The following is a 22,387-nucleotide window of genomic DNA, read 5'->3' on the forward strand; positions in this document are numbered from 1 at the left end:
GACCCGTGCCGGGCCCGATGGTTTCAACGACGTCGGCGCGCCGGTTATGCCAGGCACGCCGGTGCGGCGGAGTCAGTGGTGCGGCGGAATCAATGGTGCGGCGGAATCAAGCGTGCGGCGTCAGCGTGACCGGTGGTCCAGCGCCATGGAGAGTCTGGTGCCGAAGGTCTGGATCAGCATCACCAGCACCACGATCACCGCGATGGTCACGTACATGATGTCGTACTCATACCGCTGGTAGCCGTAGCGGATGGCGAAGTCACCGACGCCGCCGCCGCCCACGACGCCCATGATCGTGGAGTAGGAGATCATCGAGATGGTGACCGTGGTCATCGAGAGCACGAGCCCGGAGCGTGCCTCCGGGTAGAGGAACCGGGTGACCAGCTGAAGCGTGTCGGCGCCGAGGGAGTCGGCGAGCTCCACGGTGTCGCGGGGGATGTCCACCAGGGTCTGCTCCACCCAGCGGGCGTAGAGCGCGACGGCGACGAAGGAGAGCGGGACCGCCGCGGCGGTGGTCCCGAAGGAGGTGCCCACCGCCCAGCGGGTGAACGGGATCAGCGCGACCACGAAGAGCAGGAACGGCACCGAGCGGACCACGTTGACGAAGCCGTTGAGCCCGGTGTAGACCCAGCCCCGCTCCTTGGGCCCGCCACGGCGGGCCAGATACATCCCGGTGCCCATGGGCAGCCCGACCAGCACCGCGGCGAGCAGCGACCAGCCCAGCATCGCGCCGGTCTCCACGATCGAGGTGATGATCTCGCCCCGGTATTCGCTCAGGCGTCGCGCCAGCTCGTTCACTCCTGCTCCCCCTGGAGGTATCGGCGGGCGCGCTCCGAATAGCTGTCGAACTTCTCGCGTGCCTGCAGGTGGGCGATCTCGGCGATGCCGGTCAGCCGGCCGGACTCCAGGATCGCGGCGCGGTCGCAGGCGCCGCGGATGACTTCGAGCTCATGGCTGACCAGCAGGATGGAGGTCCCCATCTCGGCGCGCACGCGCAGCAGGGTGGACATGACCTCGTCGGTGTGCTGGCTGTCCAGCGAGGAGGTGGGCTCGTCGCAGAGCAGGATGTCGGGCTCGTTGACCAGCGCGCGCGCGATCGCCACCCGCTGCTTCTCTCCGCCGCTGAGCTGGGCGGGATGTTTCAGGGAGTGGGCTCCCATGTTCACGAAGTCGAGCATCTCGCGGGCCCGGTCCTCGGATCGGGAGACTTCGGAGCCGGATCTCGCTGATCCTGGTCCGCGCCTTCCGAGGCCGCCGCGGCGCCGGTGCAGGTTCAGCGGCAGCGCCACATTGGCCACGACGGTCTTGTTCGCGAGCAGGTTGAACTGCTGGAAGACCATGCCGATCCGGCGGCGCTGGGCGCGTCGCTCGCGTGGGCGCAGCGCGGCGAGGTTGACCCCGTTGACGGTGACGTCTCCCGAGCTGGGCATCTCCAGCGCGTTGACCATCCGTAGCAGGGTGGACTTGCCCGAGCCTGACTCGCCCACCACGCCGAAGATCTCGGACTCTCCGACGCTGAGGCTGACCTCGTGCAGCGCGTGGATCGTCTCGCCTCGGCGAACGGGTCGGGTGTAGCTCTTGGTGACCCGATCGAATTCGATCATCGGTGAAGCAGGATCAAGGGCTTGGATCAGCTCAGACCGTAGGCGATGAGTGAGCCGGCCCAGTCCTCGATCCCGGGCCAGTCGCGGAAGTCCGCGTTCTCGGGTGCCTTGACCACCTTGAGCTGAAGCTTCTCGAAGAAGCTGAGCTTCTCGGCGTCGATGGCGCCGCGGAAGTAGGTGGCCTCGCGGTGCGGGTAGCTGCGCAGCGTCTCGGCCAGCTCGGGCTTGAGGCTGGGTCCGCCGCCGGAGGCGAAGAGGAACAGCGGCTTGCCGCCGAGCTCGGTCCGGTGAGCGTCGAGGAACATCATCGCCGGGCCCCACAGCTTCTCCCGGTAGACGGGGATGCCCAGGACCACGTTGTCGGTCTCGAAGAGCCACCGGCCAGCCTCGGAGACGTCCTTGACGTGGGCAGAGACGCCCCGGTTCTTCAGCGTGGAGGCGATGTGCTCGCCGATCTCCGCGGTGGACCCGTGCTTGCTCGCGACAACGACCATCGTGGTCATAGTTCATCCGCCCTCTCGCAGAAACTTATGTTCTTGGCTGAGCCTATCAACGCAGGTCGCGCTGCGGGAGCGCCGGGATCACCGAGATGCGCGATCACCGGACTCCGCGCAGGTCCAGGGTCAGCTCGCTCTGCGCGCCGACTTCAAGCGTGACCGGGATGCCCCAGTCCTGCTGGTAGAGGTGGCAGGCGGCGTGCATCGGGATCTCTTCTCCGGGTGCGCCGTCGCAGGCGGCGGCCCGGGCGGTGATGTGCAGGACTCCCTCGCTGACCTCTGGGTTCAGCTGCAGCGTCCGGCGCAGCCCCTCGGAGTTCCCGGCGCCGGTGAGCAGCAGGTTCTCCGGGGATGAAGAGACCTTCAGCTGGGTCGGATCGCCCCAGCGGTCATCGAGCTTCTGACCCGTGGGGGCCGTGAAGCCGATGGCGAGGGAGAACTCTCCCGGTGCCACCGCGGTGGACGGGCGCTGGCTCTGTGTGGCGCCCTCGTCCACGGTGAGGTATTCCTTGGGCACCGCGATGCGGACCAGCTCGTGCGCGTTGGTCTCCACCACGAGCAGACTCGTGCCGTCGGCGTCGAGCAGCACGTCGGAGGGTTCCTTCAGCCCGCGCGCCACGGTCGAGACGCTGGCCGCCACGGTGGTGCCGTCGGCGGCGAGGTGCTCACCGCGGTAGCGGCGGATCGCACCGTTATAGGTGTCAGCCATCAGCACCGAGCCGTCCGGAAGCGCGGTCACCCCCAGCGGGTGCTGCAGCCTGGCCTGCCCGGGTGCTCCGTCGCGGAACCCGAAGTCGAAGAGGCCCTCGCCGATGAGCGTCTCCACCACCGGGGACGGCGCTTCCGTGCCGCCTGCTCCGGCCGCCGTGGCGTCCTCGGCGCTGGCGGCACCGGTGCGGATCACGCGCAGCGCGGAGGTCTCGGAGTCAGCGATCCAGATGTCGCCTGCGGCGTCCTCGGTGAGTCCCGAGGTCTGCGCGAACCAGGCGGTCTCGGCGGAGCCGTCGAGGAGACCTTCGAGGCCGGTGCCGGCGAAGATCGACAGCTCCCCGGTGGCGGGGTCGAAGGTGAAGATCTGGTGGGTGCCGGCCATGGCGATGACCACCAGGTCCAGGGTGTTGGACCAGAGCACGTCCCAGGGGGAGGACAGCGAGACGTTCAGCGGATCGGTGCCCAGGCTGCCGGACTCCACCGCGCCGGCCCGGGCGCGCTCGGCGTCGAGGAGGCGCTGTACGCCGTTGCCGGCCACGGTGGTGACCTCTCCGGTCTCGGCGTTGATGCCGCGGAGCCGGTGGTTGACCGTGTCGGCGACCACGATGTCGTAGCCGACCTGCTGCGCCAGCTCGGCCGGGAGCACGGTCAGGCCCTGGGGCTCGTTGAACCGGGCGGCGGCGGGGTCGCCGTCGTGGTGGCCCTTCTGAAGGTCCTCTCCCCCGCCCCAGGAACGGACCACGGTAGCCAGGTCCGCGTCGAGCTCCACGATCCGGTGGTGGCCGGTGTCAGAGACCAGGAAGTGACCCTGTGCGGCGTCGGATCCGCCGAGCTCGCGGCCGACCGGGACGGCTTTGCCGGGGAAGCGCAGCGTGCGCGAGACCGGCTCGGGTGGGACATAGGGGCCGTCGCCGCGGTGCAGCGTGCCCTTGGCCTCATGCTCGGTGACGAGCTCCTCGACCAGCGAGGTCAGTCCGGCCACGTGGCCCTCGCCGGCGAGGTTCGCGGCGATGTAGCCCTGCGGGTCGATGACCACCAGGGTCGGCCAGGCGCGGGCCGAGTAGGCCTGCCAGGTCACCAGGTTCGGGTCGTCCAGGACCGGGTGGGCGATCTCGTAGCGCTCGACGGCGGCGGCGAGCGCGTCGGGGTCAGCCTCGTGCTCGAACTTCGGGGAGTGCACGCCGACGGTGACCAGGACGTCGCTGAAGCGCTGCTCCAGCGGGCGCAGCTCGTCGAGCACATGCAGGCAGTTGATGCAGCAGAAGGTCCAGAAGTCCAGGATGACGATCTTCCCGCGCAGGTCCTCCAGTGAGACGTCCTTGCCCCCGGTGTTCAGCCAGCCTCGTCCGAGAAGCTCGGATGCGCGCACCCGCTCGGTGCGGCGAATCGTCTCAGTCTCAGTCATGCGGGGTCTCCCTTGAGTCGTGCCTGGCTATTCTGCGGTCTCCAGCGCGGCGGATGCTTCGGCGGCGATGGCCTCGGCGATGGAGGTGAACTCCGCCGAGCCTGCCGCCTCACCGCCGGTGAAGGAGACCATGATGATGTCATCGTCCACCTGCGTGAACAGGATCTGCGCGAAAGTTGTTCCTTCACCGCCGCTGCGCTCCCAGGAATAGGCCGCGGTGTTCTCCGCCTGCTCGGAGGAGACCCCGTCCTGGTCCTGCAGCGTCGGCTCCTCGATGCGCAGCTCGTAGTCGATCCCGTCCAGGGTGAACTCGGTGTCCCGGCAGGAGTCCAGCAGCGCCGCGACATTCTCCAGGTGCTCGGCAACACGCTCCTGGTCGGCCTCGCCGTCCAAGGTGGCCAGCTCGATGGAGCCGGCCCCGGAGAAGCTGTCTGCGAAGTAGTCGGCGCGCACGGTCTCCTCGCCGAGCAGCAGCGGTGAGAAGTCGACGGCGGCCAGCGGCTGCGCGCAGGCCTCGGGGCTCACCTGCGCCTCGGGGTCCTCCCCGGCCAGGGAGTTCTCCTCGAGCAGCTCGCGGTAGGAGCCGGCCACCTCGTCGGAGACGAACCCCATCTCGGTGAAGCCGAAGCTCGCCGCGCGTCCGGCGCCCTCCTGGGCGGCGGTGATCAGCCGGTCGGGGGCGCTCAGGCCTGCGGCACTCGCGCCGTCGCCCTGCGCCTCGTCGTCGCCCTGCGCCTCGCCGTCACCCTGCGCCTCGCCGTCGCCCTGCGCCTCGCCGTCGCCGTCACCGTCGGCCTCACCGTCGGCGGCAGGCTCATCCCCGGCGACCCCGGAGTGATCGGCATCATCGGGGGCTTCGTCGGGAGCTGACCCGCAGGCGCTGAGCAGCAGCGCCGCGGCGAGGGCGGCTCCGAACACCGGAAGGGGCGCTGGCTTCATCGTGGTCCGTCCCGTTCGGCCATCTCGGCGAACATGTCGTTGTAGTCGTTGAGCTCCGCGTTCTGGGTGCGGTCGGCCTCGCGGTCCAGTCGCCTGGTCTCGCGCTTGTCCTCCCGGGACCAGATGACCCCGGCCACGAAGGACATCAGGATCGCCGGGATCTCGCCCAGCGCCCACATCAGTTCACCGCCGCTGCGCTGATCCTCCAGTGCGGTGAACCCCCAGTCGTAACCCATGTTGCCGAACCAGGAAGCCTGGATCAGCTGGTCCGAGCTGGTCATCGCCACCGCCAGAAAGGCGTGGAAGACCATGGTGGCCAGCAGGATGATCAGCCGCATCGGGTGCGCCGGCCGGGCGGGCAGCGGGTCCTGACCGATCAGCACCAGCGCGAAGATGTACCCGGTGGCCAGGAAGTGGAAGATCATCAGCTCGTGGCCCACATGGTATTCCAGCACCAGTCCGAAGATCGGGGTGTAGTAGAAGATCAGCAGCGAGCCGGCGAAGTTCACCGCCGCGACGATCGGGTTGGTGATGATCCGCGAGAAGCGCGAGTGCACGATCCAGAGGATCCACTCCCGCGGGCCGCGGGTCCCGTCGGTGCGCACCGGCAGCGCGCGCAGCGCCAGGGTCACCGGAGAGCCCATCACCAGGAAGATCGGGGCGACCATGGTCAGCGTCATGTGCTGGATCATGTGTCCGGAGAACAGCACCATCCCGTAGACCGCCGGCCCGCCGGAGGTGACCCAGAGCAGCACCAGCAGCCCGAAGAGCCAGCTGGCCGTGCGCAGCACCGACCAGGAGTCCCCGCGCCGGCGCATCCGCACCATCGCCAGCACGTACCAGGCGGCGAGGAAGACGACGATGGCGACCCACAGCCAGTCCGGGCGCCAGAGGGTCAGCCAGAGGCTGCCGGTGGGCTCGGGGGGCAGGTCGTAGCCGGTGAGCAGCCGGGCCGGGGTGGCGTCGGGGGGAAGCTCCTCGGGCACCGGAGGGGCGGTGCGTCCCAGGATCGTGCTGACCCCGATCACCGCGGCCATGATTGCGACCTCCACGAGGATCAGCTGGAAGAGCAGCCCCGCGGGACGCGCACCGCTGCCCAGCCGCGGGATGATCCAGGACCGGTGCATCCACCCGATGACCGCCAGGGCCAGGGTGGCCAGCAGCTTGGCGGAGAGCATCAGCCCATAGCTGGTGGAGGTGAGCTGCCCCAGCGACTCGATGCGCAGGCTCGCGTTGATGATCCCGGAGGCCGCCACCGTGAGCAGCGCCAGCCCGGCCAGGGTCGAGTAGCGCCGCAGCAGCGTCTCGGTCATCCCAGGTGCCGGTTTCGCGCTGGCTGGCGCGGCGCTGGTCGACGTCGCGGCCGAGCGCTCGCGCGTCTCCGCGGCCTCCCGGCTCAGGGCGGGGCCCAGCAGTGCCAGGACCACCAGCCCGCCGACCCAGATGACGACGCCGAGCAGATGCAGTCCCAGCGAGTTGACCGCCGCGTAGTGGTCATCACCGGAGGCGGAGTGCCCGACCAGCGCCATCGGGAGGATCGCGGTGAGTCCGAGCACCGCGATGAAGAACAGTCCTGCCGGGGCGCGCACGGCGGTGACCAGGGTGGCGAATACCGCGGCGATCAGCACCACTGCGGCCCAGGCCTGGCCGGTGGCGATGGACTGCACGTAGCCGAAGAATCCGGCGGCGAAGGAGTCCGAGGCGGAGAGCTCGAGCCCGGAGAGCGAGGAGAAGGTCAGCACCAGCACGGCCACCGCTGCCACGGTCCAGACCACCCCGGCCAGGCTGGCGATCTGCAGGGTCCGGGCGAACAGCGGATGCTCGGCGGCTGGGTCGTCGGTCGGCAGCTTCCTGCGTCGCCGCGGACCGGCCTGCGGCGGCACCGCCACGGCGGCAAGGATCACCGCGGCGATCGCGGTGGCCATGGCGAGGTGGTGGACGAACCGGGCGACCGGCAGTCCCCATCGGGTCAGCGCACCGGGGTCCGAGAGCTCGCTGGGGTCGTTGGTGCCGGTGAGCACGCCGGTGATGATCAGCGCCAGCAGCCCGGTGCAGAGCGCGGCGGCGGTCAGCGGCAGCGGTGCGGTCCAGAGCCGGGCCGGCGCCTGCCGGGCAGGCAAGGTCACAGAGCTGCTCACGCGTCGTCGTTCCTGGGCGGGTCCTGCCGGGGATCCCGCTGCGGGTCCTGCCGGGGGTTCTTCCGGGGGTCATCGCCGTCGACGTCCTCCTGGGACCGCTGCCGCCAGCGCGCGGACTCCTGCATCTTGCGTCGGGCCAGCACGATGACCAGGACCAGCACGAGCAGGCTGCCGATGCCGAAGACCAGCGGAGCCCAGTCGGGCAGGTCGGGGGCGGCAGGTGCTGCCGCGGTGAATGCGAGTGAGGCTGTCATGGCGGGGCTGCACCTTCCTTGGGTCTTCGGGGACTTCGGCGTCCAACGATTCTACGCCGTGTAGAAGAGTCGGTGTGGAAGAGCCTGCGCAGACGACGTCGGCCCCTCGCCCGTTTCTCGGGGCGAGGGGCCGACGTCGTCTGCTGGGCCGGGGCGACTCTGCTTCACAGAGTGCCGCGGCTCATCGGGCTCATTTGCCGGTGGCAGCAGCCTTCAGCTTGGAACCTGCGGAGAGCTTCACGGAGTAGCCCTCCGGGATCTGGATGGTCTCACCGGTCTGCGGGTTGCGTCCGGTGCGGGCGGCGCGCTTGGTGCGCTCCACTGCCAGCCAACCGGGAATGCTGACCTTCTCGCCCTTGGAAACCTGCTCGGTGAAGACCTCGAAGACCGAATCCAGAACGCCGTTGACGGCGGCCTGGGAGTTTCCGGACTTCTCTGCGACTGCTGCGACGAGCTCGCTGCGGTTCAGTGCCATGTGTTTGTCCTCCTGGACGTATTCGGTGGCAGTCCCCGGCATGACCTGCGCAATGCGTGCGACTGACGCGCTCTTCTGCGTCGCCGGACCGGTCATGCCGCGTGGGGCTTTCAGAACGGCAACTTACCACGCAGGCCCGGCCGAACCAGCATGGAACCGCGTGATCCTGGGCCAGAACGACGCATTTCCCGCTCCGCGAACACACCGCACGGCGGCCGGGGAGGGTGATATGAACAAAAAGCTCACGAACAAAAAGCCACCCGTGGGAGGACTGATGCTGTTCCTCCAGGGGGTGAGGAACAGGAGCCTCCGCACGGGTGGCGGTCTTTGTGGAGCTCGTTCGCCGAGGCGAGCGGGCTCTGGGTCCAATCTACAGCAGAATGTGTATTGGACAACCACCGAAGGGGCGGGCCGCCCGAAGGCGACCCACCCCTTCAGAGATGGTTCTGCTTCAGCCGCGGCTGATCACCAGGAAGACTTGGTGATACCGGGCAGCTCACCCTTGTGAGCCATATCGCGGAAGCGGATGCGCGAGATGCCGAACTTCTGGAAGGTGCCGCGGGGGCGACCATCGATGGAGTCGCGGTTGCGCACGCGGATCGGGGAAGCATCGCGGGGAAGCTTCTGCAGACCCACGCGAGCTGCTTCGCGGTCCTCGTCCGACGCGTTGGGATCAACGAGGGTCTTCTTCAGCTGCAGACGCTTCTCGGCGTAGCGCTCAACGATGACCTTGCGCTGTTCGTTCTTTGCGATCTTGGATTTCTTAGCCATGATCAGCGCTCCTCTCGGAAGTCGACATGCTTGCGAACGACCGGATCGTACTTCTTGAGCACGATGCGGTCGGGGTTGTTGCGGCGGTTCTTACGGGTCACATAGGTGAACCCGGTGCCTGCCGTCGACTTCAGCTTGATGATGGGACGTACGTCCTTGTCCTTGGCCATTAGAGCTTCTCACCCTTCTCGATCAGCTCGGCGACGACAACGTCGATGCCGCGGACGTCGATGGTCTTGATGCCCTTGACGGACAAGGTCAGCGTCACATTGCGTCCCAATGAAGGAACCCAGTAGCGCTTCTTCTGGATGTTCGGGTCGAACCGGCGCTTGGTGCGCCGATGCGAGTGGGAGATCGAGTTGCCGAACTGCGGCCCCACTCCGGTCACCTGGCAACGTGCTGCCATGATCACTCCTCTTGCGTAAGTACGTGAATGTATACGGGCGGTCCCCGATTCTGGGTCCCGCCACCAGCTATGACACCGTTACTTGCGAGGACGGACCAGGCTGGGTGAGATCCAACCGAAGTGTCTTCTCATTCGTCCAGCGAGACGCTGAACGGACGGTGGTGCTTGATGTGGTGCTCTGGAATCCAGGCTTCACAACTGCCATGCTGCTTTCCGGCGCTGGTACCCATGACAGCCCCCGCTCCAAGAGGACACGCATGTGCACAGCGCAGCACGGCTTGCGACTGTCTATGTTAGCCCGGGCTCGGCCATTCGGCAAAGCGGGTGAGAATCGGGCTCGAGCGGCGGCGGTACAGTCATGGCGTGACTCAGAACGCCACCCGCACCCGCACAGCACTGCCGGTGGCGGCCATCATCGCCACGGTGCTCATGTGGGCCTCATCCTTCGTCCTCATCCGATGGTCGGCCGGGGAGCTCTCCCCCGGGCCGCTCGCGCTGCTGCGGCTGCTCGCCGGAGCGGTGACGCTGAGCGCGCTGCTGCTCTGGGTCCGCCGTGGGAGGCTGCACCGGCCCACCCGAGCTGCGCTCGGACTCACCGCGCTCTTCGGGGTCATCTGGTTCGCGCTCTACACCGTGGTGTTCAACCTCGCCGGGCACTACCTCGACGCCGGGACCATCGCGATGGTGGTCAATCTCGCCCCGCTGATGGTCGGGGTCGGCGCGGTGCTGTTCTTCAAGGAGTCCTTCTCCACCCGGCTCTTCATGGGGATGGTGGTCTCGCTCTGCGGCATCGGACTGATCACCGTGGCCGGATCCACCGGCCAGCTGGCCCTGATCGGGCTGGGCATCGCGCTGATCGCGGCGTTCCTCTACGCCGCCGGCATGCTGATCCAGAAGCTGGCACTGCGCCACACCGACCCGTTGACCGCCACCTGGTTGGCCTGCGCCGCGGGCACCATCGCGTTGCTGCCCTTCCTCGGCGCGACCTGGGAAGAGCTGCAGACCACCTCGACACCGGTGATCATCGGCGCCATCTACATGGGCATCGGACCCACCGCGCTGGGCTTCTGGTTCTGGGGCTACGCGATGAACCACTTCCCCACCGGCAAGGTCGCCGCCAGCACGCTGGCGGTGCCCGCCGTCGTCGTGGTGATGTCCTGGCTCACTCTCGGAGAGATCCCGCCGCTGCTGGGGATCATCGGCGGCGCGGTGACGCTGACCGGTGTGGCTATCGCACAGCTCCGTCGACCCGGGCGACCGGCGCGGCCTGTCGGGCCGGCGCCACCGTCGCACTGAACTTCTCACCGCTGGCCAGCTCATAGGCCCGGGCCGCGCGCAGCACCGAGCGGTCCCGCGTCCTGGCGGCGACGATCTGCAGCCCCACCGGCAGCCCGGCGCTGGTCAGCCCGCAGGGCACCGAGATGGCGGGCTGCTGGGTCATGTTGAACGGGATGGTGTACGGGGTCCAGCTGGTCCACAGGTCCGAGGGCCAACCGACGGGAGCCTGCCGGTTCGCGTCGAAGGCAGGGATCGGCATGGTGGGAGTGACCAGCAGATCGTATTTCTGGTGGAACGCCCCCATGCGCACCCCCAGGTTCATGCGCACCCCGGTGGCGCTGAGATAGTCCAGCGCCGAGGCATCGGCGTACTTCTCGATGCCCGCGCGCAGGCCTGGATCCACATGCTCCAGCGCGCCGGGGCCATAGGCCTCGAGCACCTTCGCCGCACCGGTGAACCAGAGCACGTGGAACGCCTCCATCAGATCCTCCAGATCGGGGTCCACCTGCTCCACCTGGGCGCCCAGCGAGACCAGCACCTGGACCGCCTCATCGACCCGCGCCTCGACCTCGGGATCATTGCTCCCGAGGCCAAGGGTGGGCGAGTAGCCGATCCGCACTCCGGCGAGCGAGCCCCCGTCGACCTCGAGCTCGGCGAGCTCTGCCGAGAAGGGGCGCGTCTGTGAGGGCAGCGCGGACCAGTCGCGGGCGTCGAAGCCGGCGATCACATCGAGCAGCAGCGCGGTGTCGGTGACGGTGCGCGCCATCGGCCCGGCATGGGCGAGGGTCCCGAAGGGGCTTGCGGGGTACATCGGCACGGTGCCGTAGGTGGCCTTGATCGCCACGGTGCCGGTGAAGGCCGCCGGGATCCTGACCGAGCCGCCACCGTCGGTGCCCACCGCCCAGGGGCCCATCCCGGCCCCGACCGCCGCGGCCGCGCCGCCGGAGGATCCGCCCGCGGTCAGCGCGGGGTTCCAGGGGTTGGTGGTGGCGCCGAACCGCAGCGAGTCGGTGGTGCCCTTCCAGGCGAACTCCGGCGTCGCGGTCTTGCCCAGCAGCACCGCCCCGGTCTCGCGCAGCCGTGCCACGCAGGGTGCGTCGAAATCCCAGGGGCCGGCCTCATCGATCAGCCTGCTGCCGCGCAGGGTCGGCCAGCCCACGGTCGGGAAGATGTCCTTGATCGAGGTGGGCACCCCGTCTCCGGGGCCCAGCGTCTCACCGGAGCTCCAGCGCCGTGCCGAGCCCCGGGCGGACTCGAGGGCGGACTCCCGGTCCACCAGCACGAAGGCGTTCAGCGCCCCGTTGTGCGCCTCGATCCGCTCCAGGGCGGCCTCTGTGGCGTCCACCGGGGTGAAGTCGCCGGTGCGGTAGCCCGCGAGAAGTTCGACGGCGGTCAGGTCAGCAAGGTGCGTCATGCGCCCCTCCTCAAGCTCTGGAGTCCGAGGACTCGTCTGGTGCAGCAGGTCGGGTGGGTGAAGCGTCGGCTGGGTCAGATTCAGTTCAATGTCGCGGGACGTATCCCTTGGCGGTGTCCACGATGTTCTTCAGCTCCGCCCCGTCGAGCCAGCGCTGCGCGTTGTCCACGAACTGCTCCGCGAGCGCCTTGCGCCAGCCGATCACGTCTCCGGACATGTGGGCGGAGATCGTCACCGACTCCATCGTCCAGAGCGGCGAGTCCACCGGCAGCGGCTCCTGAGCGAAGACGTCGAGGGTGGCGTGGGCGAGGCGGCCCGCTTCCAGCGCCTCGACCAGCGCGGGCTCGTCCACGGATTCTCCGCGACCGATGTTGATCAGGTGCGCACCGCTGCGCATGGCCGCCAGGGACTGGGCGCCGATCAGCCCGGTGGTCTGCGCGGTGAGCGGGGCGGCGTTGATGATGTGATCGAAGCCGCCGATGTGCTGGGGCAGCTGCGCGCTGTCCACCACCGTGCCGAAGTCTGGGTCCTGCTCGCGGGCGGTGCGTCCGGCTCCGGTGACCGTGATCCCGACCGCGCGCAGCAGCCGCGCCGTCTCCCGGCCGATCGCCCCGGTGCCGATGACCAGCGCGGAGGTTCCCTGCACCTGCAGCGTCTCGCGGTGCACCCACTGGCGCTGCTGCTGGTGGCGCAGGCTTGCCGCGAAGTCCTTGGCATGGGCGAAGATGGCTGCCAGCACGTATTCCGCGATCGGCCGGTCGAAGATTCCCTGCGCGTTGGTCACCGTGACCTCGGAGCTGCGCAGCTCCTCGAACATCAGCGCGTCCACTCCGGCCGCGGCGACATGGATCCATCTCAGCGCGTCCGCCTGCGGCCAGGCCTGTCGCACCGCCGGGGAGAAGAAGTCCCAGAGGAAGAGCGCCTGCGCGCCCTCGAGTGCGGCGCCGAGCCCGGCGGCGTCGGTGTACCTGACCTCGGCCAGGCGCTCGATCGGCTCCAGCCCTGCGGGTCGCTGGAGCTCGGCTGAATGCTGAGCTGAATCTTGTGATGCGTCCTGTGATTCGTCCTCCGGTGCCGCCTCTGCAGTGGGACACAGCACCGTGATGATCGGTCTCGCTGGGGTCATGTTCACCTGCTCATTTCTGGCCCGTCGTATCGGCCCTGCCCGGCCCATGTCTGGTCTGCCGACCTTTCATCTTCAGTGCGGCTATGCTATGAATACCTGTGAAGATTGTCAACAATCCGGAGATATCATGAGTTCCGCGTCAGGCTTTCAGCCCGTCCCCCGTGAGTCCACCTCCTCGCTGATCACCCGCCAGCTGCGCGAGGGAATCATGAGAGGCGCCCTGCCCGCAGGCACCCAGCTCTCCGAGGTGGCCCTGGCGGCCGAGTTCGGCGTCAGTCGGGGCCCGCTGCGCGAGGCCATGCAGCGCCTGGTCCAGGAAGGCCTGGTCCGCAGCGAGCTCAATCGCGGACTCTTCGTCAAGGAGCTGGACGAGGCCGAGATCCGTGATCTCTACCTGACCCGCACCGCGATCGAGACCGCCGCGGCCCGCGCGGTGGCCCACAGCGAGGCGGTGATACCGGGCACCGAGCGCCTGCGCGCCCGAGCTGCCGCGATGGCCGCCGCCGCAGCAGCCGGGGACCTTGAGGCGCTCGCGGACGCAGACTTCGCCTTTCACGAGGAGCTGGTGAGTCTGGCCGGAAGCCCCCGGCTGCACCGGGTCCACGAGACCCTGATGGTGGAGACCAGGATGTGCATGACGGCGCTGCAGGGGACCTACTTCGATCCCGAGGACCAGGTCGCGGAGCATTCACGCATCGTCGAGGCCATCGCCTCCGGCGACGATGCCGCGCTGGTGCGGGAGATCGAGGAACACATGCAGGAAGCCCTGGACCGCCTGGTCAGAGCCTCTCGGTGAACTCCTCACGCACCCCATGGTCCTGCGCGGCCGACGGGGATAAGGTCGAAGAATGGAATTCAGATATCTCGGACATTCAGGCCTGAAAATCTCAGAGATCACCTACGGCAACTGGTTGACCCACGGCTCACAGGTCGAGAACGATGTCGCGACCGAGTGCGTCCACGCAGCGCTCGACGCCGGGATCACGACCTTCGACACCGCGGACGTCTATGCCAACACCGTGGCCGAACAGGTCCTCGGCGACGCACTGGCCGGGCAGCGCCGTGAGTCCCTGGAGATCTTCACCAAGGTCTATTTCCCGACCGGCCCCAAGGGGCACAATGACACCGGACTCTCCCGCAAACACATCATGGAGTCGATCAACGGTTCGCTGACCCGACTCGGCACCGAATACGTCGACCTCTACCAGGCGCACCGCTATGACTACGAGACTCCGCTCGAGGAGACCATGCAGGCCTTCGCCGACGTGGTCCGCTCCGGCAAGGCGCTCTACATCGGGGTCTCCGAGTGGACCGCGGATCAGCTGCGTGCGGGACACACGCTGGCCAAGGACCTCGGCGTGCAGCTGATCAGCAACCAGCCGCAGTACAACATGCTCTGGCGGGTCATCGAGCCCGAGGTGGTGCCGGCGTCGGAGGATCTCGGCATCTCCCAGATCGTCTGGTCACCCATCGCCCAGGGCGTGCTGACCGGAAAGTATCTGCCGGGCCGGGCCGCTCCGGAGGGTTCCCGCGCCTCGGACAAGGAGGCAGGAAAGTTCATCGAGCGGTACATGGACCAGGAGATCCTCACCGCGGTGCAGAACCTGAAGCCGATCGCCGCGGACCACGGCCTGGATCTCGCGCAGCTCGCCGTGGCGTGGGTGCTGCAGAACCCGAACGTCGCCTCCGCGCTGGTCGGCGCGTCCCGTCCGGAGCAGATCTCCGGGAACGTCGCCGCCGCCGGAGTCACCCTTGACGACGCCGCGATGCACGCCATCGACGCGGTGCTCGGGGATCTGGCCGAGCAGGATCCCAGCCTGACGAAGTCCCCGGAGACGCGCATCAGCTGACCCCAGAGACCCCTCGTCTCCCCCCCGGCTGGATGCGGAGCGCGCCCGGTGATACAGCGCATCGGGCGCGCTCCGCAGTCGTCTCGGAATCCGGTCACCTTTACCGTTTCGTTATGAAAATGGTGGCCCGGAACGTACACTGGCCGCTGGACTGAAGACATGGACAGCCGCCTGAACATGGGCGCAGCTGACCACCGGCGCGGGGAGCAGGACTGGATGAAGCGAGGAGCACGGCGGGCGGTCCCGCTCAGCGGCGCAGCCCTGGTGAGCATCGCCCTGCTCGTGGGCGCAGCCCCCACCGCAGCCGTCGCGTCCCCCGATGCCCCGTCGACTTCCGCCGCTCCCACCACGGGCACCGGTGACACGGTTGACCAGCAGGTCGATGGAGACGCTTCGGAGTCGAACGATGACGTCGCGGACCCGGGTCCTGCACCTTCGCCGGAGCCCGCCCCGGAGCCGCTCGATCCCAGCGAGGATCCCGGCGAGGATCCCCTCGAGTCCCCGGCGGACCCCACCCTGCCGGCAGATCCCATGGACACGCCGGAGCCAGAGCCGGTCGATCCTGGACCGACTGACCCCGCGCCCACCGATCCTGAGCCCACCGATCCTGGACCCACCGAGCCCGAGTCCACAGACCCCGAGCTCCCCCAGCCCGAGCCCACCGACGAGGAGTCCCCACCGGTCTTCCCGACCGATCCGGAGGAGGAGATCTCGGCGCCTGCGGAGGGCGAGCACTACCTTCGCTGCGGCTCCGCCTTCGCCTCCCCGGGGCAGACCGAGACCCTGCGCCTGCAGATGAGCAGCGGACTGACCGACCTCACCGTCGGCTCGAGCCTGACCGGCGCCACCATCTGGATCGACGGCGGGGTCGTCTACTATCAGGCCCCCTCACCGCTGCCGCCTGGTTCTGCACAGGATGATTTCGCGGTTCGTGGGATCTCCCCGAGCGGGGAGCGGGTCGCAGACCGATGCAACATCGGTCTGCAGTCCACATCGGAGGGTGCCGACGACGCGGTGCAGCCGACCCCACCCCAGGAGTCCGACGCAGGCGAGGACATCCCGGCGCCTGTCACACCGGAGACTCCCGAGGCGGCCGAGACCCCGAGCGCCGCGAGCACCCCCGCAGAAGCCTCCGAGACCTTCAGCGGCCCACCGATTCCTGGAATGCCCGGCTATTCGCTGCCCGGGCGGGATGCCTCCGGCACCAGCCCCTCCGAGTCGGCCGCACAGCCGACCGAAGCCTCGGAGCAGGCCGCGCCTTCAGAGCTGGCCGAGGACTCGGAGCTGGCGGCGACCGGACTGAACACCCTCCAGGCCTTCAACGCGGTCGTCTTGGCGCTGGTGGCGATCCTCGCTGGCGCCGCCGCGATGGTCGTGGCCGCTCGCCGGTCCGACTCCCCCGGCTGAGCCGCCTCACCAGGTGTTGGGAGCCGTCTTCCGGGCGGCCGGCAGCGCCGAATCGCGCCGCCAGGTCTGGAGCTCCTCACTGACAGAGAGGTCCTCCGGCGCCTCGTGGCCGAGGTCGCGGATCGCGCCGAGGATCTCGACGTTGGGCACGGGGCCCGCGCTGGAGAGCAGCCGGCCGGCGACGTGGGCCCGAACGTAGATCTCACCGTCGACCACGGCTCGCTGCTCGAAGTAGAAGCACTTCTCATCGAAGCCGATCATGCGGGTGTGAATCTCGAACCGAGTCATGAACGTCACCGAGCGTCGGAAGGTGATCTGCTCGGACTGGACCACCGGTGACCATCCGCGCTTACGCATCTGTGCCCAGAGTCCGGAGCGTGCCATGAGGTCGAACCGACCGAGATCGAAGAGTGAGAAGTACTGGCCGTTGTTGATGTGGCGGGCGATGTCGACGTCGGTGGGCAGCGCGCGCATCGTGACCACCGAGGATTCCCAGGGAGTCATGGTGGGTCGACGGCGGGCCTGGAGCAGCACCAGCAGGGTGCGGAATATCACATGCATGGGCACAGTGTGCCACAAGCTACCAGTCAGTAATAAGTTGACCTGGGGCTCGACCCTCAGGGCGAGCCCGCCGAGGATGCCGACGATGGGCTGGATGGTCCATGATCCGCCGGGCGAAGCACGTATCCGGCCCCTCTGACGGTGTGGATCATCCGGGGCATGTCGACCTCGATCTTCTTGCGCACATAAGAGATGTAGAGCTCCACGATGTTGGCCTGTCCGGCGAACTCGTACTCCCATACCTGCTGCAGGATCTCGGCCTTGGGCAGGACCGTCCTGGCATGGCGCATCAGCAGGCGCAGCAGACGAAACTCCGTGTCGGAGAGGTCTATGTCTCGGCCGCCTCGGCGCACCGTGCGTGCCGCGGTGTCCAGCTCGAGATCACCGACCAGCAGACGTTCACCCTCGGTCCGCTCCGGGAGCCGCGCCGTGATGAGGTGGAGCCGGCGCAGCGCCTCCTGAACGGAGATCGAACCCGCCATGTGGTCATCCTGCGGGTGCACGGTCTCGAGCAGCCGTTCCAGCTCGACGTCCGCGTCGAACCAGTGCAGCACCGCAGACGGCTCGGTGCTCGCGCGCAGACCCTCCATGACCCGCTCCAGGTCACCCACTCGCCGGCTGGAGCGCGCGTCCACCACGAAGAGCTCCGGGGCGTCCACCTGCAGCGCCTGCCGGGCGGTCTCCGCGCTGGAGGCCAGCAGCACCTTCACATCGATCCCACGCAGCCGCTGACTCAGCTCCGAGGCCGCCGGGGAGGGTCCGCCGAGGATGAGCACCGGCGAGGAGATCATCAGCGCGGGCCCGAGCACCGGGTGCACGGAGGCCATCGGGAACTCATGCAGTGGCCCGGCACTGTTCTCTCCCGCCATCGCACCTCCCCGGTCCGTCTGCTGAACTGCCTGATCAGGACGTGGCAGATATCCCGGAACTCTACAGACTGTCAAGCTCTGATCCTAGGGCGAAGCCCCAGAGTCAACAACAGATCGGCCCCTCAGTCCTTCAGAACGAGCTGAGGTTTCATGAAAGACTGGCCGCGGTGACTGACATCACCCCTTGTCCGTCACCGGTTCACCCCTGCCGACCCGCCGCACCTGGCATTTACCGAGGAGAACACATGATCATCGGAGTCCCCGCCGAAGTGAAGAACAACGAGTACCGCGTGGCCCTGACACCGGCCGGAACGGTGGACCTCACCGCCCGCGGACACCGGGTGCTGATCGAGAACGGCGCCGGCACCGGATCCGGCTTCGCCGATCAGGACTATCGTGCGGCAGGGGCTGAGATCCTCGGCGGCGCCGATGAGGTCTGGGAGCACGCCGAGATGATCCTGAAGGTCAAGGAGCCCCAGGCCGAGGAGTTCCCGCGGATGCGCGCAGGTCAGGTGCTCTTCACCTATCTCCATCTCGCGGCGGAGCCCGACTGCGCCCGCGCGCTGCAGGAGCGCGGCGTCACCGCGATCGCCTACGAGACGGTCACCGGCACCCATGGGCTGCCGCTGCTGGCCCCGATGAGCGAGGTCGCCGGACGGCTGGCTCCCCAGGTCGGCGCCTATCACCTGATGCACTCCCAGGGCGGTCCCGGCATCCTCATCGGCGGCGTTCCAGGGGCGCGGCCCGCAAAGGTCGTGGTCATCGGCGGCGGCAAGGCCGGCGAGCAGGCGGCCCTGACCGCGCAGGGCATGGGCGCCGATGTCACCGTGCTGGACCTGAACATCGAACGGCTCCGGGAGCTCTCCGCGCTCTCCGGTCGCGGTCTGACCACGCTCGCCTCGAACACGCTGACCCTCACCGAAGAGGTGGCCGCCGCGGATCTGGTGATCGGGTCGGTGCTGGTCCCCGGAGCGACCGCGCCGAAGCTGGTGACCCGCGAGATGGCCGCGGCGATGCGCCCAGGGTCGGTGCTGGTGGACATCGCCATCGACCAGGGAGGCTGCTTCGAGGGCTCCCGTCCCACCACCCATGCCGATCCCACCTTCACCATCGGGGAGCAGATCTACTACTGCGTGGCGAACATGCCCGGCGCGGTGCCGCACACCTCCACCGCAGCGTTGACGAACTCCACGCTGCGCTACATCTTCGCCCTGGCGGACAAGGGCTGGAAGCAGGCGCTGCGTGAGGACCCGCATCTGGCCAACGGGCTGAACGTGCACGCCGGTGCCGTCACCAACGCTCCGGTGGCCGAGGCCCTGGGGGCGCAGTATCGCGCCACGGCCGACGTGCTGGCCTGATCGGCAGCCTGGTCCCTTCGACGGTCCCACCCCTTCGACGGTCCCACCCCTTCGACGGTCCGGGTCGCCGGCCTGCCTCAGCTCACAGGCTCTGGCGGTCGGCGAGCCGGTGCCCCGGGACAGGGGTGAAGTAGGTCTGCACCAGCTCGAGGTCAACGGCTTCGAGCGTGCCGGGGCTCCACTGCGGGGCCCGGTCCTTGTCGATGATCTGCGCGCGGATGCCTTCTCTGAAGTCTGCTGAGCGAAGCATGTGCACCGCAACGGTGAACTCCGCCTCCAGCGCCTGGGGCAGCGTGAGCTCCTGGGCGGCCAGGATGGCCCGGTGCGCGACCTTCAGCGAGACCGGAGACTTCTTCCGGAGGGACTCGGCGGCCGCCGCGGCGGCCTCCTCGGTGAGCGCCAGCTCGTCCAGTCGCTGAAGCGCCGCCTCCACATTCGGCGCGGCGTAGGCCTGGTCGATCCAGCTGCGCGAACGCGCCAACGTCGAGGCTTCCGGGGTGCGCGTGAAGCGCGGGAGCGCATCCGCCACGAGTTCGGTGCTCAGTGCCTGGGTCAGTTCAGCGAGGACGTCACTCGGGACCTCGACGTCGGCCAGGCCCAGGGTGATCGCATCGGCGGCGTCGAGGTGAGCGCCGGTGAGGCCTGCGTGCAGCCCCAGCCGACCCGGGGCCTGCCCCAGCAGCCAGGTGCCTCCGACATCAGGAGCGAATCCGATGGTGGTCTCGGGCATGCCGGCTCGGGTGCGCTCGGTGACGATCCGGTGGGATCCGTGGGCGGAGACCCCGATGCCGCCGCCGAGGACCAGACCGTCCATCAGTGCGACATAGGGCTTGGGATACTCGGCGATCGTGCGGTTGAGCGCATATTCATTCGCCAGGAACGTCTCGCTGGTGAATTCGGCCTCGTAGCCTGGGGCGCCGGCGGGGAGGACGGCGCCGCCGTCGAGCCCCTGAAGCTGGACCATCTCCTGGTACAGGCTGGAGACGTCGCCGCCGGCACAGAGCCCGCGGTCTCCGGCGCCGCGGATGAGCACCTGGCTCACCCGATCATCGACGGCCCAGTCCTGCAGCTGCACCAGGATGCACTCACACATCAGCTGGGTCAGCGCATTGACCGCATGGGGTCGATTCAGCGTGATGATGCCGAGGTGTCCGCGCAGCTCAAAGGCCACATCGCCGGTATATGTCTCCCTGCCCATGTGACAGAGGTTACACGGGGCCCTGCGGCTGACCCAACAGCGGCGCCGGGGAAGCCCTCCGGCGCCGGATCAGGCGCTGGAGAGGCAGGTCAGGCGTTCCAGAGACCGTAGGAGTCCGCCAGGGAGGCGATCTTCTGCGCCCGCGCCAGGCGCGGAAGGTAGGAGCCATCGCCGATGGAGCCGCCGGCCTCGTGCGCCTCGATCAGCTCGCGGGCCCAGTTCAGCTCATCCTCCGACGGCGCCAGGCCGGTGTTGATGTGCTCGACCTGGGCGCGGTTCAGCGAGAGCTTGCCGGTCATGCCCATGCTGGCAGTGACCTGGCAGGCTTCGGCCGTCTGCTGCGGGTCCGCATCCGGCGCCGTCGGGCCGTCGATGGCCCCGGGGAGACCACCCACGCGAGAGGCGATGACCAGGCGTGCCCTTGCATAGGCCAGCGCCATCGGATCGGCGGAGACGCCAACATCCTTGCGGAAGTCATTGGTGCCGAAGGCCAGCCGGAAGGTGCCCGGGGCCGACGCGATCTGGGTGGCGTTCTCCACGCCGAGCGCGGACTCCACAAGTGCGATGACCGGGGTTCCGGCGCGCAGGCGCATCGCGGTGTAGGTGACCTGCTCGGGATGCTCGGTCTCAGCCAGCATCACTCCGCGCAGCCCGTCTGCCCGCGAGAGCGCCGCCAGGTCATCTTCCCAGTGCTCGGAGGTGGTGGGGCTGACCCGGACCCAGGCGGTCATCCCGCCGTTGAGCGCGCGCAGCACCGCCTCTCGGGCGGCGACCTTTCCGTCATCGGGGACCGACGCCTCCAGGTCGAAGATCACAGAATCGGCCTCGCTGGCCAGTCCGGGAGCGAAGTCCTGCTCCTTGGCGGCGTTGATCAGCAGCCACGAGCGGGAGAGTTTGGCGGGAAGCGCGGCCGCGCGACGGTTCCGGATGGGCATGCCTCCAGCCTACCGGAGAAGCCCGGTCCGGCAGGCGGCAGGTGCTCTGGGTCACCGGCGAACGATTGAACCAGAGGTGTTGACATCGAACCGCCTGGGCTTCAGACTAAAGTTCGATTGAACTTCAAGTTTGAAATACCTTGCTTGGACGTCAATTCCGGACGCGGTCTCAGGATGCCCCCGTTTCTCCTGGCCGTCGTCGCCCTGTGGGGAGGAACTGCTGGCTGGGTGCATGACAAGCGCCCCCGTCTGCACCCGGTTTCCTCATCCCATTCCGCGGGCAGAAGGCCGCCCCCCGGCACAGCGCCTTCTGCCCGCGAGGGCCCCCGGCGCCCTCGTCCCCCGACTCTGCGGTCACCGCCGAGCATTCCCGGCGCTCCTCAGACGGCCGCGGATTCGGTCTGCGCGGGAGCAGCTCCTATCCTGGTGCCATGACTCCGACCCACCAGCCCCGCGCTCGCGTGCTCGTCAGTGCGGGCTCCATCGGGCTCGCAGTGCTGCTCGCCGGCTGCGGCTCCTCGGATCCGGAGCCGGAGGAGCAGGAGGTGCCGAGCAACACGATCCCGCAGCCCGAGGTCGAAGCCGACGACACGGTGCGGCTTCCGCTGGCCATGGTGAGCCCTGACGGGCAGGCCCAGGCGGCTCCGCTGAGCGGGGAGGGAACCCTGGAGGACGAGCAGGCGCCCGGCAGCCCGGTGGAGGAGACTCCCGACGGCGAGCAGGCCCAGGAGATCGAGATCGCCCGGACTGCCGCCTTCGGCTGTGACGACACCGTCTCGGTGATCCGGTCCGTGCCGACGGTGACCGAGGACCCAGCTGTGGCCGCCCTGGAGTTTCTGATCGACGACGAGCTCTTCTCCCATGGCTCGCCGGCATTCTCCAACCCGCTCGCCGCCTCCGAAGAGCTCAGCGTCGACTCGGTGGAGGTTGAACAGGACATGGTGCGCGTCGCCCTGAGCGGCGAACCGGTCACCACGGGGGAATGCGAGTCCTGGCAGATCCTGACCCAGATCGAGACCACCGCCCGTGTCGCGACCGGGGCCACCGACAGCGAGGTCACCGTGGACGGCCAGCCGCTGGCCGAGCTGCTCGGGCTCCCGGCGGACCGGGATCCGCTGCAGATCAACGAGATCGAGCGCTGAGCGCCCGACCGATCTGCAGGGCCGACCCGTCCTGCGGGCCCCGCCCGAC

General features: G+C 68.6%; 23 protein-coding genes. 6 read left to right on the forward strand and 17 right to left on the reverse strand.

Annotated elements, in window-relative coordinates; translation table 11 throughout:
* Positions 1–120: 120 nt before the first annotated feature.
* The 11 genes from LTI14_RS02895 to rpmB all read right to left on the reverse strand — a co-directional run bounded on the left by LTI14_RS02895 (position 121) and on the right by rpmB (position 9,200).
* Positions 121–798 (reverse strand): methionine ABC transporter permease, encoded by a 678-nt coding sequence (locus LTI14_RS02895; RefSeq protein WP_241470229.1) that lies wholly within the window; start codon positions 796–798, stop codon positions 121–123.
* Positions 795–1,604 (reverse strand): methionine ABC transporter ATP-binding protein, encoded by an 810-nt coding sequence (locus tag LTI14_RS02900; protein WP_241475749.1) that lies wholly within the window; start codon positions 1,602–1,604, stop codon positions 795–797. Before LTI14_RS02900 ends, LTI14_RS02895 begins: the two co-directional genes overlap by 4 nt.
* 26 nt (positions 1,605–1,630) lie before the next feature.
* A complete protein-coding gene (locus LTI14_RS02905; protein WP_241470231.1) occupies positions 1,631–2,107 on the reverse strand; it encodes a flavodoxin domain-containing protein in 477 nt (158 codons plus the stop codon).
* A 94-nt stretch (positions 2,108–2,201) separates the two neighbouring features.
* On the reverse strand, positions 2,202–4,217 hold the full coding sequence (locus LTI14_RS02910; RefSeq protein WP_241463728.1) for an NHL domain-containing thioredoxin family protein: 2,016 nt from the start codon (positions 4,215–4,217) through the stop codon (positions 2,202–2,204).
* Between the two features lie 27 nt (positions 4,218–4,244).
* Positions 4,245–5,156, reverse strand: coding sequence for a hypothetical protein (locus tag LTI14_RS02915; RefSeq protein ID WP_241475750.1), 912 nt, complete (start codon positions 5,154–5,156; stop codon positions 4,245–4,247).
* A complete protein-coding gene (locus LTI14_RS02920; protein ID WP_241475751.1) occupies positions 5,153–7,294 on the reverse strand; it encodes a cytochrome c oxidase assembly protein in 2,142 nt (713 codons plus the stop codon). Before LTI14_RS02920 ends, LTI14_RS02915 begins: the two co-directional genes overlap by 4 nt.
* The gene (locus LTI14_RS02925; RefSeq protein WP_241475752.1) at positions 7,291–7,548 is read right to left on the reverse strand and encodes a hypothetical protein; all 258 of its coding nucleotides are present in this window, start codon (positions 7,546–7,548) and stop codon (positions 7,291–7,293) included. The genes LTI14_RS02920 and LTI14_RS02925 overlap by 4 nt, the downstream gene beginning before the upstream one ends.
* A gap of 190 nt (positions 7,549–7,738) precedes the next feature.
* Positions 7,739–8,023, reverse strand: a complete 285-nt coding sequence (locus LTI14_RS02930; protein ID WP_241463724.1) for an HU family DNA-binding protein — start codon at positions 8,021–8,023, stop codon at positions 7,739–7,741.
* 465 nt (positions 8,024–8,488) lie between these two features.
* Entirely contained in the window at positions 8,489–8,794 is a 306-nt protein-coding gene (rpsN, locus tag LTI14_RS02935; RefSeq protein WP_036474463.1) for a 30S ribosomal protein S14, read from the reverse strand.
* A gap of 2 nt (positions 8,795–8,796) precedes the next feature.
* Positions 8,797–8,964, reverse strand: coding sequence for a 50S ribosomal protein L33 (gene rpmG / locus LTI14_RS02940; protein WP_022872124.1), 168 nt, complete (start codon positions 8,962–8,964; stop codon positions 8,797–8,799).
* Positions 8,964–9,200 (reverse strand): 50S ribosomal protein L28, encoded by a 237-nt coding sequence (rpmB, locus tag LTI14_RS02945; protein WP_036474464.1) that lies wholly within the window; start codon positions 9,198–9,200, stop codon positions 8,964–8,966. The genes rpmG and rpmB overlap by 1 nt, the downstream gene beginning before the upstream one ends.
* Positions 9,201–9,563: 363 nt before the next feature.
* Here rpmB and LTI14_RS02950 point away from each other — a divergent pair, with 363 nt between their 5' ends.
* Entirely contained in the window at positions 9,564–10,496 is a 933-nt protein-coding gene (locus LTI14_RS02950; protein ID WP_241470234.1) for a DMT family transporter, read from the forward strand.
* Here the strand turns inward: LTI14_RS02950 and LTI14_RS02955 are convergent.
* The gene (locus LTI14_RS02955) at positions 10,429–11,892 is read right to left on the reverse strand and encodes an amidase (RefSeq protein ID WP_241463722.1); all 1,464 of its coding nucleotides are present in this window, start codon (positions 11,890–11,892) and stop codon (positions 10,429–10,431) included. The two genes, LTI14_RS02950 and LTI14_RS02955, sit on opposite strands and share 68 nt — an antisense overlap.
* 85 nt (positions 11,893–11,977) lie before the next feature.
* The gene (locus LTI14_RS02960) at positions 11,978–13,018 is read right to left on the reverse strand and encodes a D-2-hydroxyacid dehydrogenase (RefSeq protein ID WP_241475753.1); all 1,041 of its coding nucleotides are present in this window, start codon (positions 13,016–13,018) and stop codon (positions 11,978–11,980) included.
* Between the two features lie 127 nt (positions 13,019–13,145).
* Between LTI14_RS02960 and LTI14_RS02965 the strand changes: the two genes are divergently transcribed.
* The 3 genes from LTI14_RS02965 to LTI14_RS02975 all read left to right on the forward strand — a co-directional run bounded on the left by LTI14_RS02965 (position 13,146) and on the right by LTI14_RS02975 (position 16,275).
* Positions 13,146–13,814 carry a GntR family transcriptional regulator gene (locus LTI14_RS02965; RefSeq protein ID WP_241470237.1) on the forward strand — a complete coding sequence of 223 codons (669 nt, stop codon included), beginning with the start codon at positions 13,146–13,148 and terminating at the stop codon, positions 13,812–13,814.
* Between the two features lie 52 nt (positions 13,815–13,866).
* The gene (locus LTI14_RS02970) at positions 13,867–14,868 is read left to right on the forward strand and encodes an aldo/keto reductase family protein (protein WP_241475754.1); all 1,002 of its coding nucleotides are present in this window, start codon (positions 13,867–13,869) and stop codon (positions 14,866–14,868) included.
* Positions 14,869–15,027: 159 nt separating this feature from the next.
* Complete coding sequence (locus LTI14_RS02975) at positions 15,028–16,275, forward strand: hypothetical protein (RefSeq protein ID WP_241475755.1); 1,248 nt, start codon at positions 15,028–15,030, stop codon at positions 16,273–16,275.
* A gap of 6 nt (positions 16,276–16,281) precedes the next feature.
* On the opposite strand, the gene LTI14_RS02980 is transcribed toward LTI14_RS02975, so the two are convergent.
* Both LTI14_RS02980 and LTI14_RS02985 read right to left on the reverse strand, forming a co-directional pair.
* Complete coding sequence (locus tag LTI14_RS02980) at positions 16,282–16,836, reverse strand: acyl-CoA thioesterase (RefSeq protein ID WP_241475756.1); 555 nt, start codon at positions 16,834–16,836, stop codon at positions 16,282–16,284.
* A gap of 56 nt (positions 16,837–16,892) precedes the next feature.
* Positions 16,893–17,705: a winged helix-turn-helix transcriptional regulator gene (locus tag LTI14_RS02985; protein ID WP_241475757.1), complete on the reverse strand. Its 813-nt coding sequence runs from the start codon at positions 17,703–17,705 to the stop codon at positions 16,893–16,895.
* 245 nt (positions 17,706–17,950) lie between these two features.
* Here LTI14_RS02985 and ald point away from each other — a divergent pair, with 245 nt between their 5' ends.
* Positions 17,951–19,063: an alanine dehydrogenase gene (ald, locus tag LTI14_RS02990; protein WP_241475758.1), complete on the forward strand. Its 1,113-nt coding sequence runs from the start codon at positions 17,951–17,953 to the stop codon at positions 19,061–19,063.
* 82 nt (positions 19,064–19,145) lie between these two features.
* On the opposite strand, the gene LTI14_RS02995 is transcribed toward ald, so the two are convergent.
* Together LTI14_RS02995 and LTI14_RS03000 are read right to left on the reverse strand one after the other, a co-directional pair.
* On the reverse strand, positions 19,146–20,261 hold the full coding sequence (locus LTI14_RS02995) for a 3-hydroxyisobutyryl-CoA hydrolase (protein WP_241463715.1): 1,116 nt from the start codon (positions 20,259–20,261) through the stop codon (positions 19,146–19,148).
* 89 nt (positions 20,262–20,350) lie between these two features.
* Positions 20,351–21,196, reverse strand: coding sequence for an HpcH/HpaI aldolase/citrate lyase family protein (locus tag LTI14_RS03000; protein WP_241463714.1), 846 nt, complete (start codon positions 21,194–21,196; stop codon positions 20,351–20,353).
* A 431-nt stretch (positions 21,197–21,627) separates the two neighbouring features.
* Between LTI14_RS03000 and LTI14_RS03005 the strand changes: the two genes are divergently transcribed.
* Positions 21,628–22,338: a GerMN domain-containing protein gene (locus LTI14_RS03005; protein ID WP_241475759.1), complete on the forward strand. Its 711-nt coding sequence runs from the start codon at positions 21,628–21,630 to the stop codon at positions 22,336–22,338.
* The last annotated feature ends 49 nt before the right edge of the window (positions 22,339–22,387 follow it).

This window comes from Nesterenkonia sp. YGD6 (genome assembly GCF_022565895.1).
Taxonomy (GTDB): domain Bacteria; phylum Actinomycetota; class Actinomycetes; order Actinomycetales; family Micrococcaceae; genus Nesterenkonia.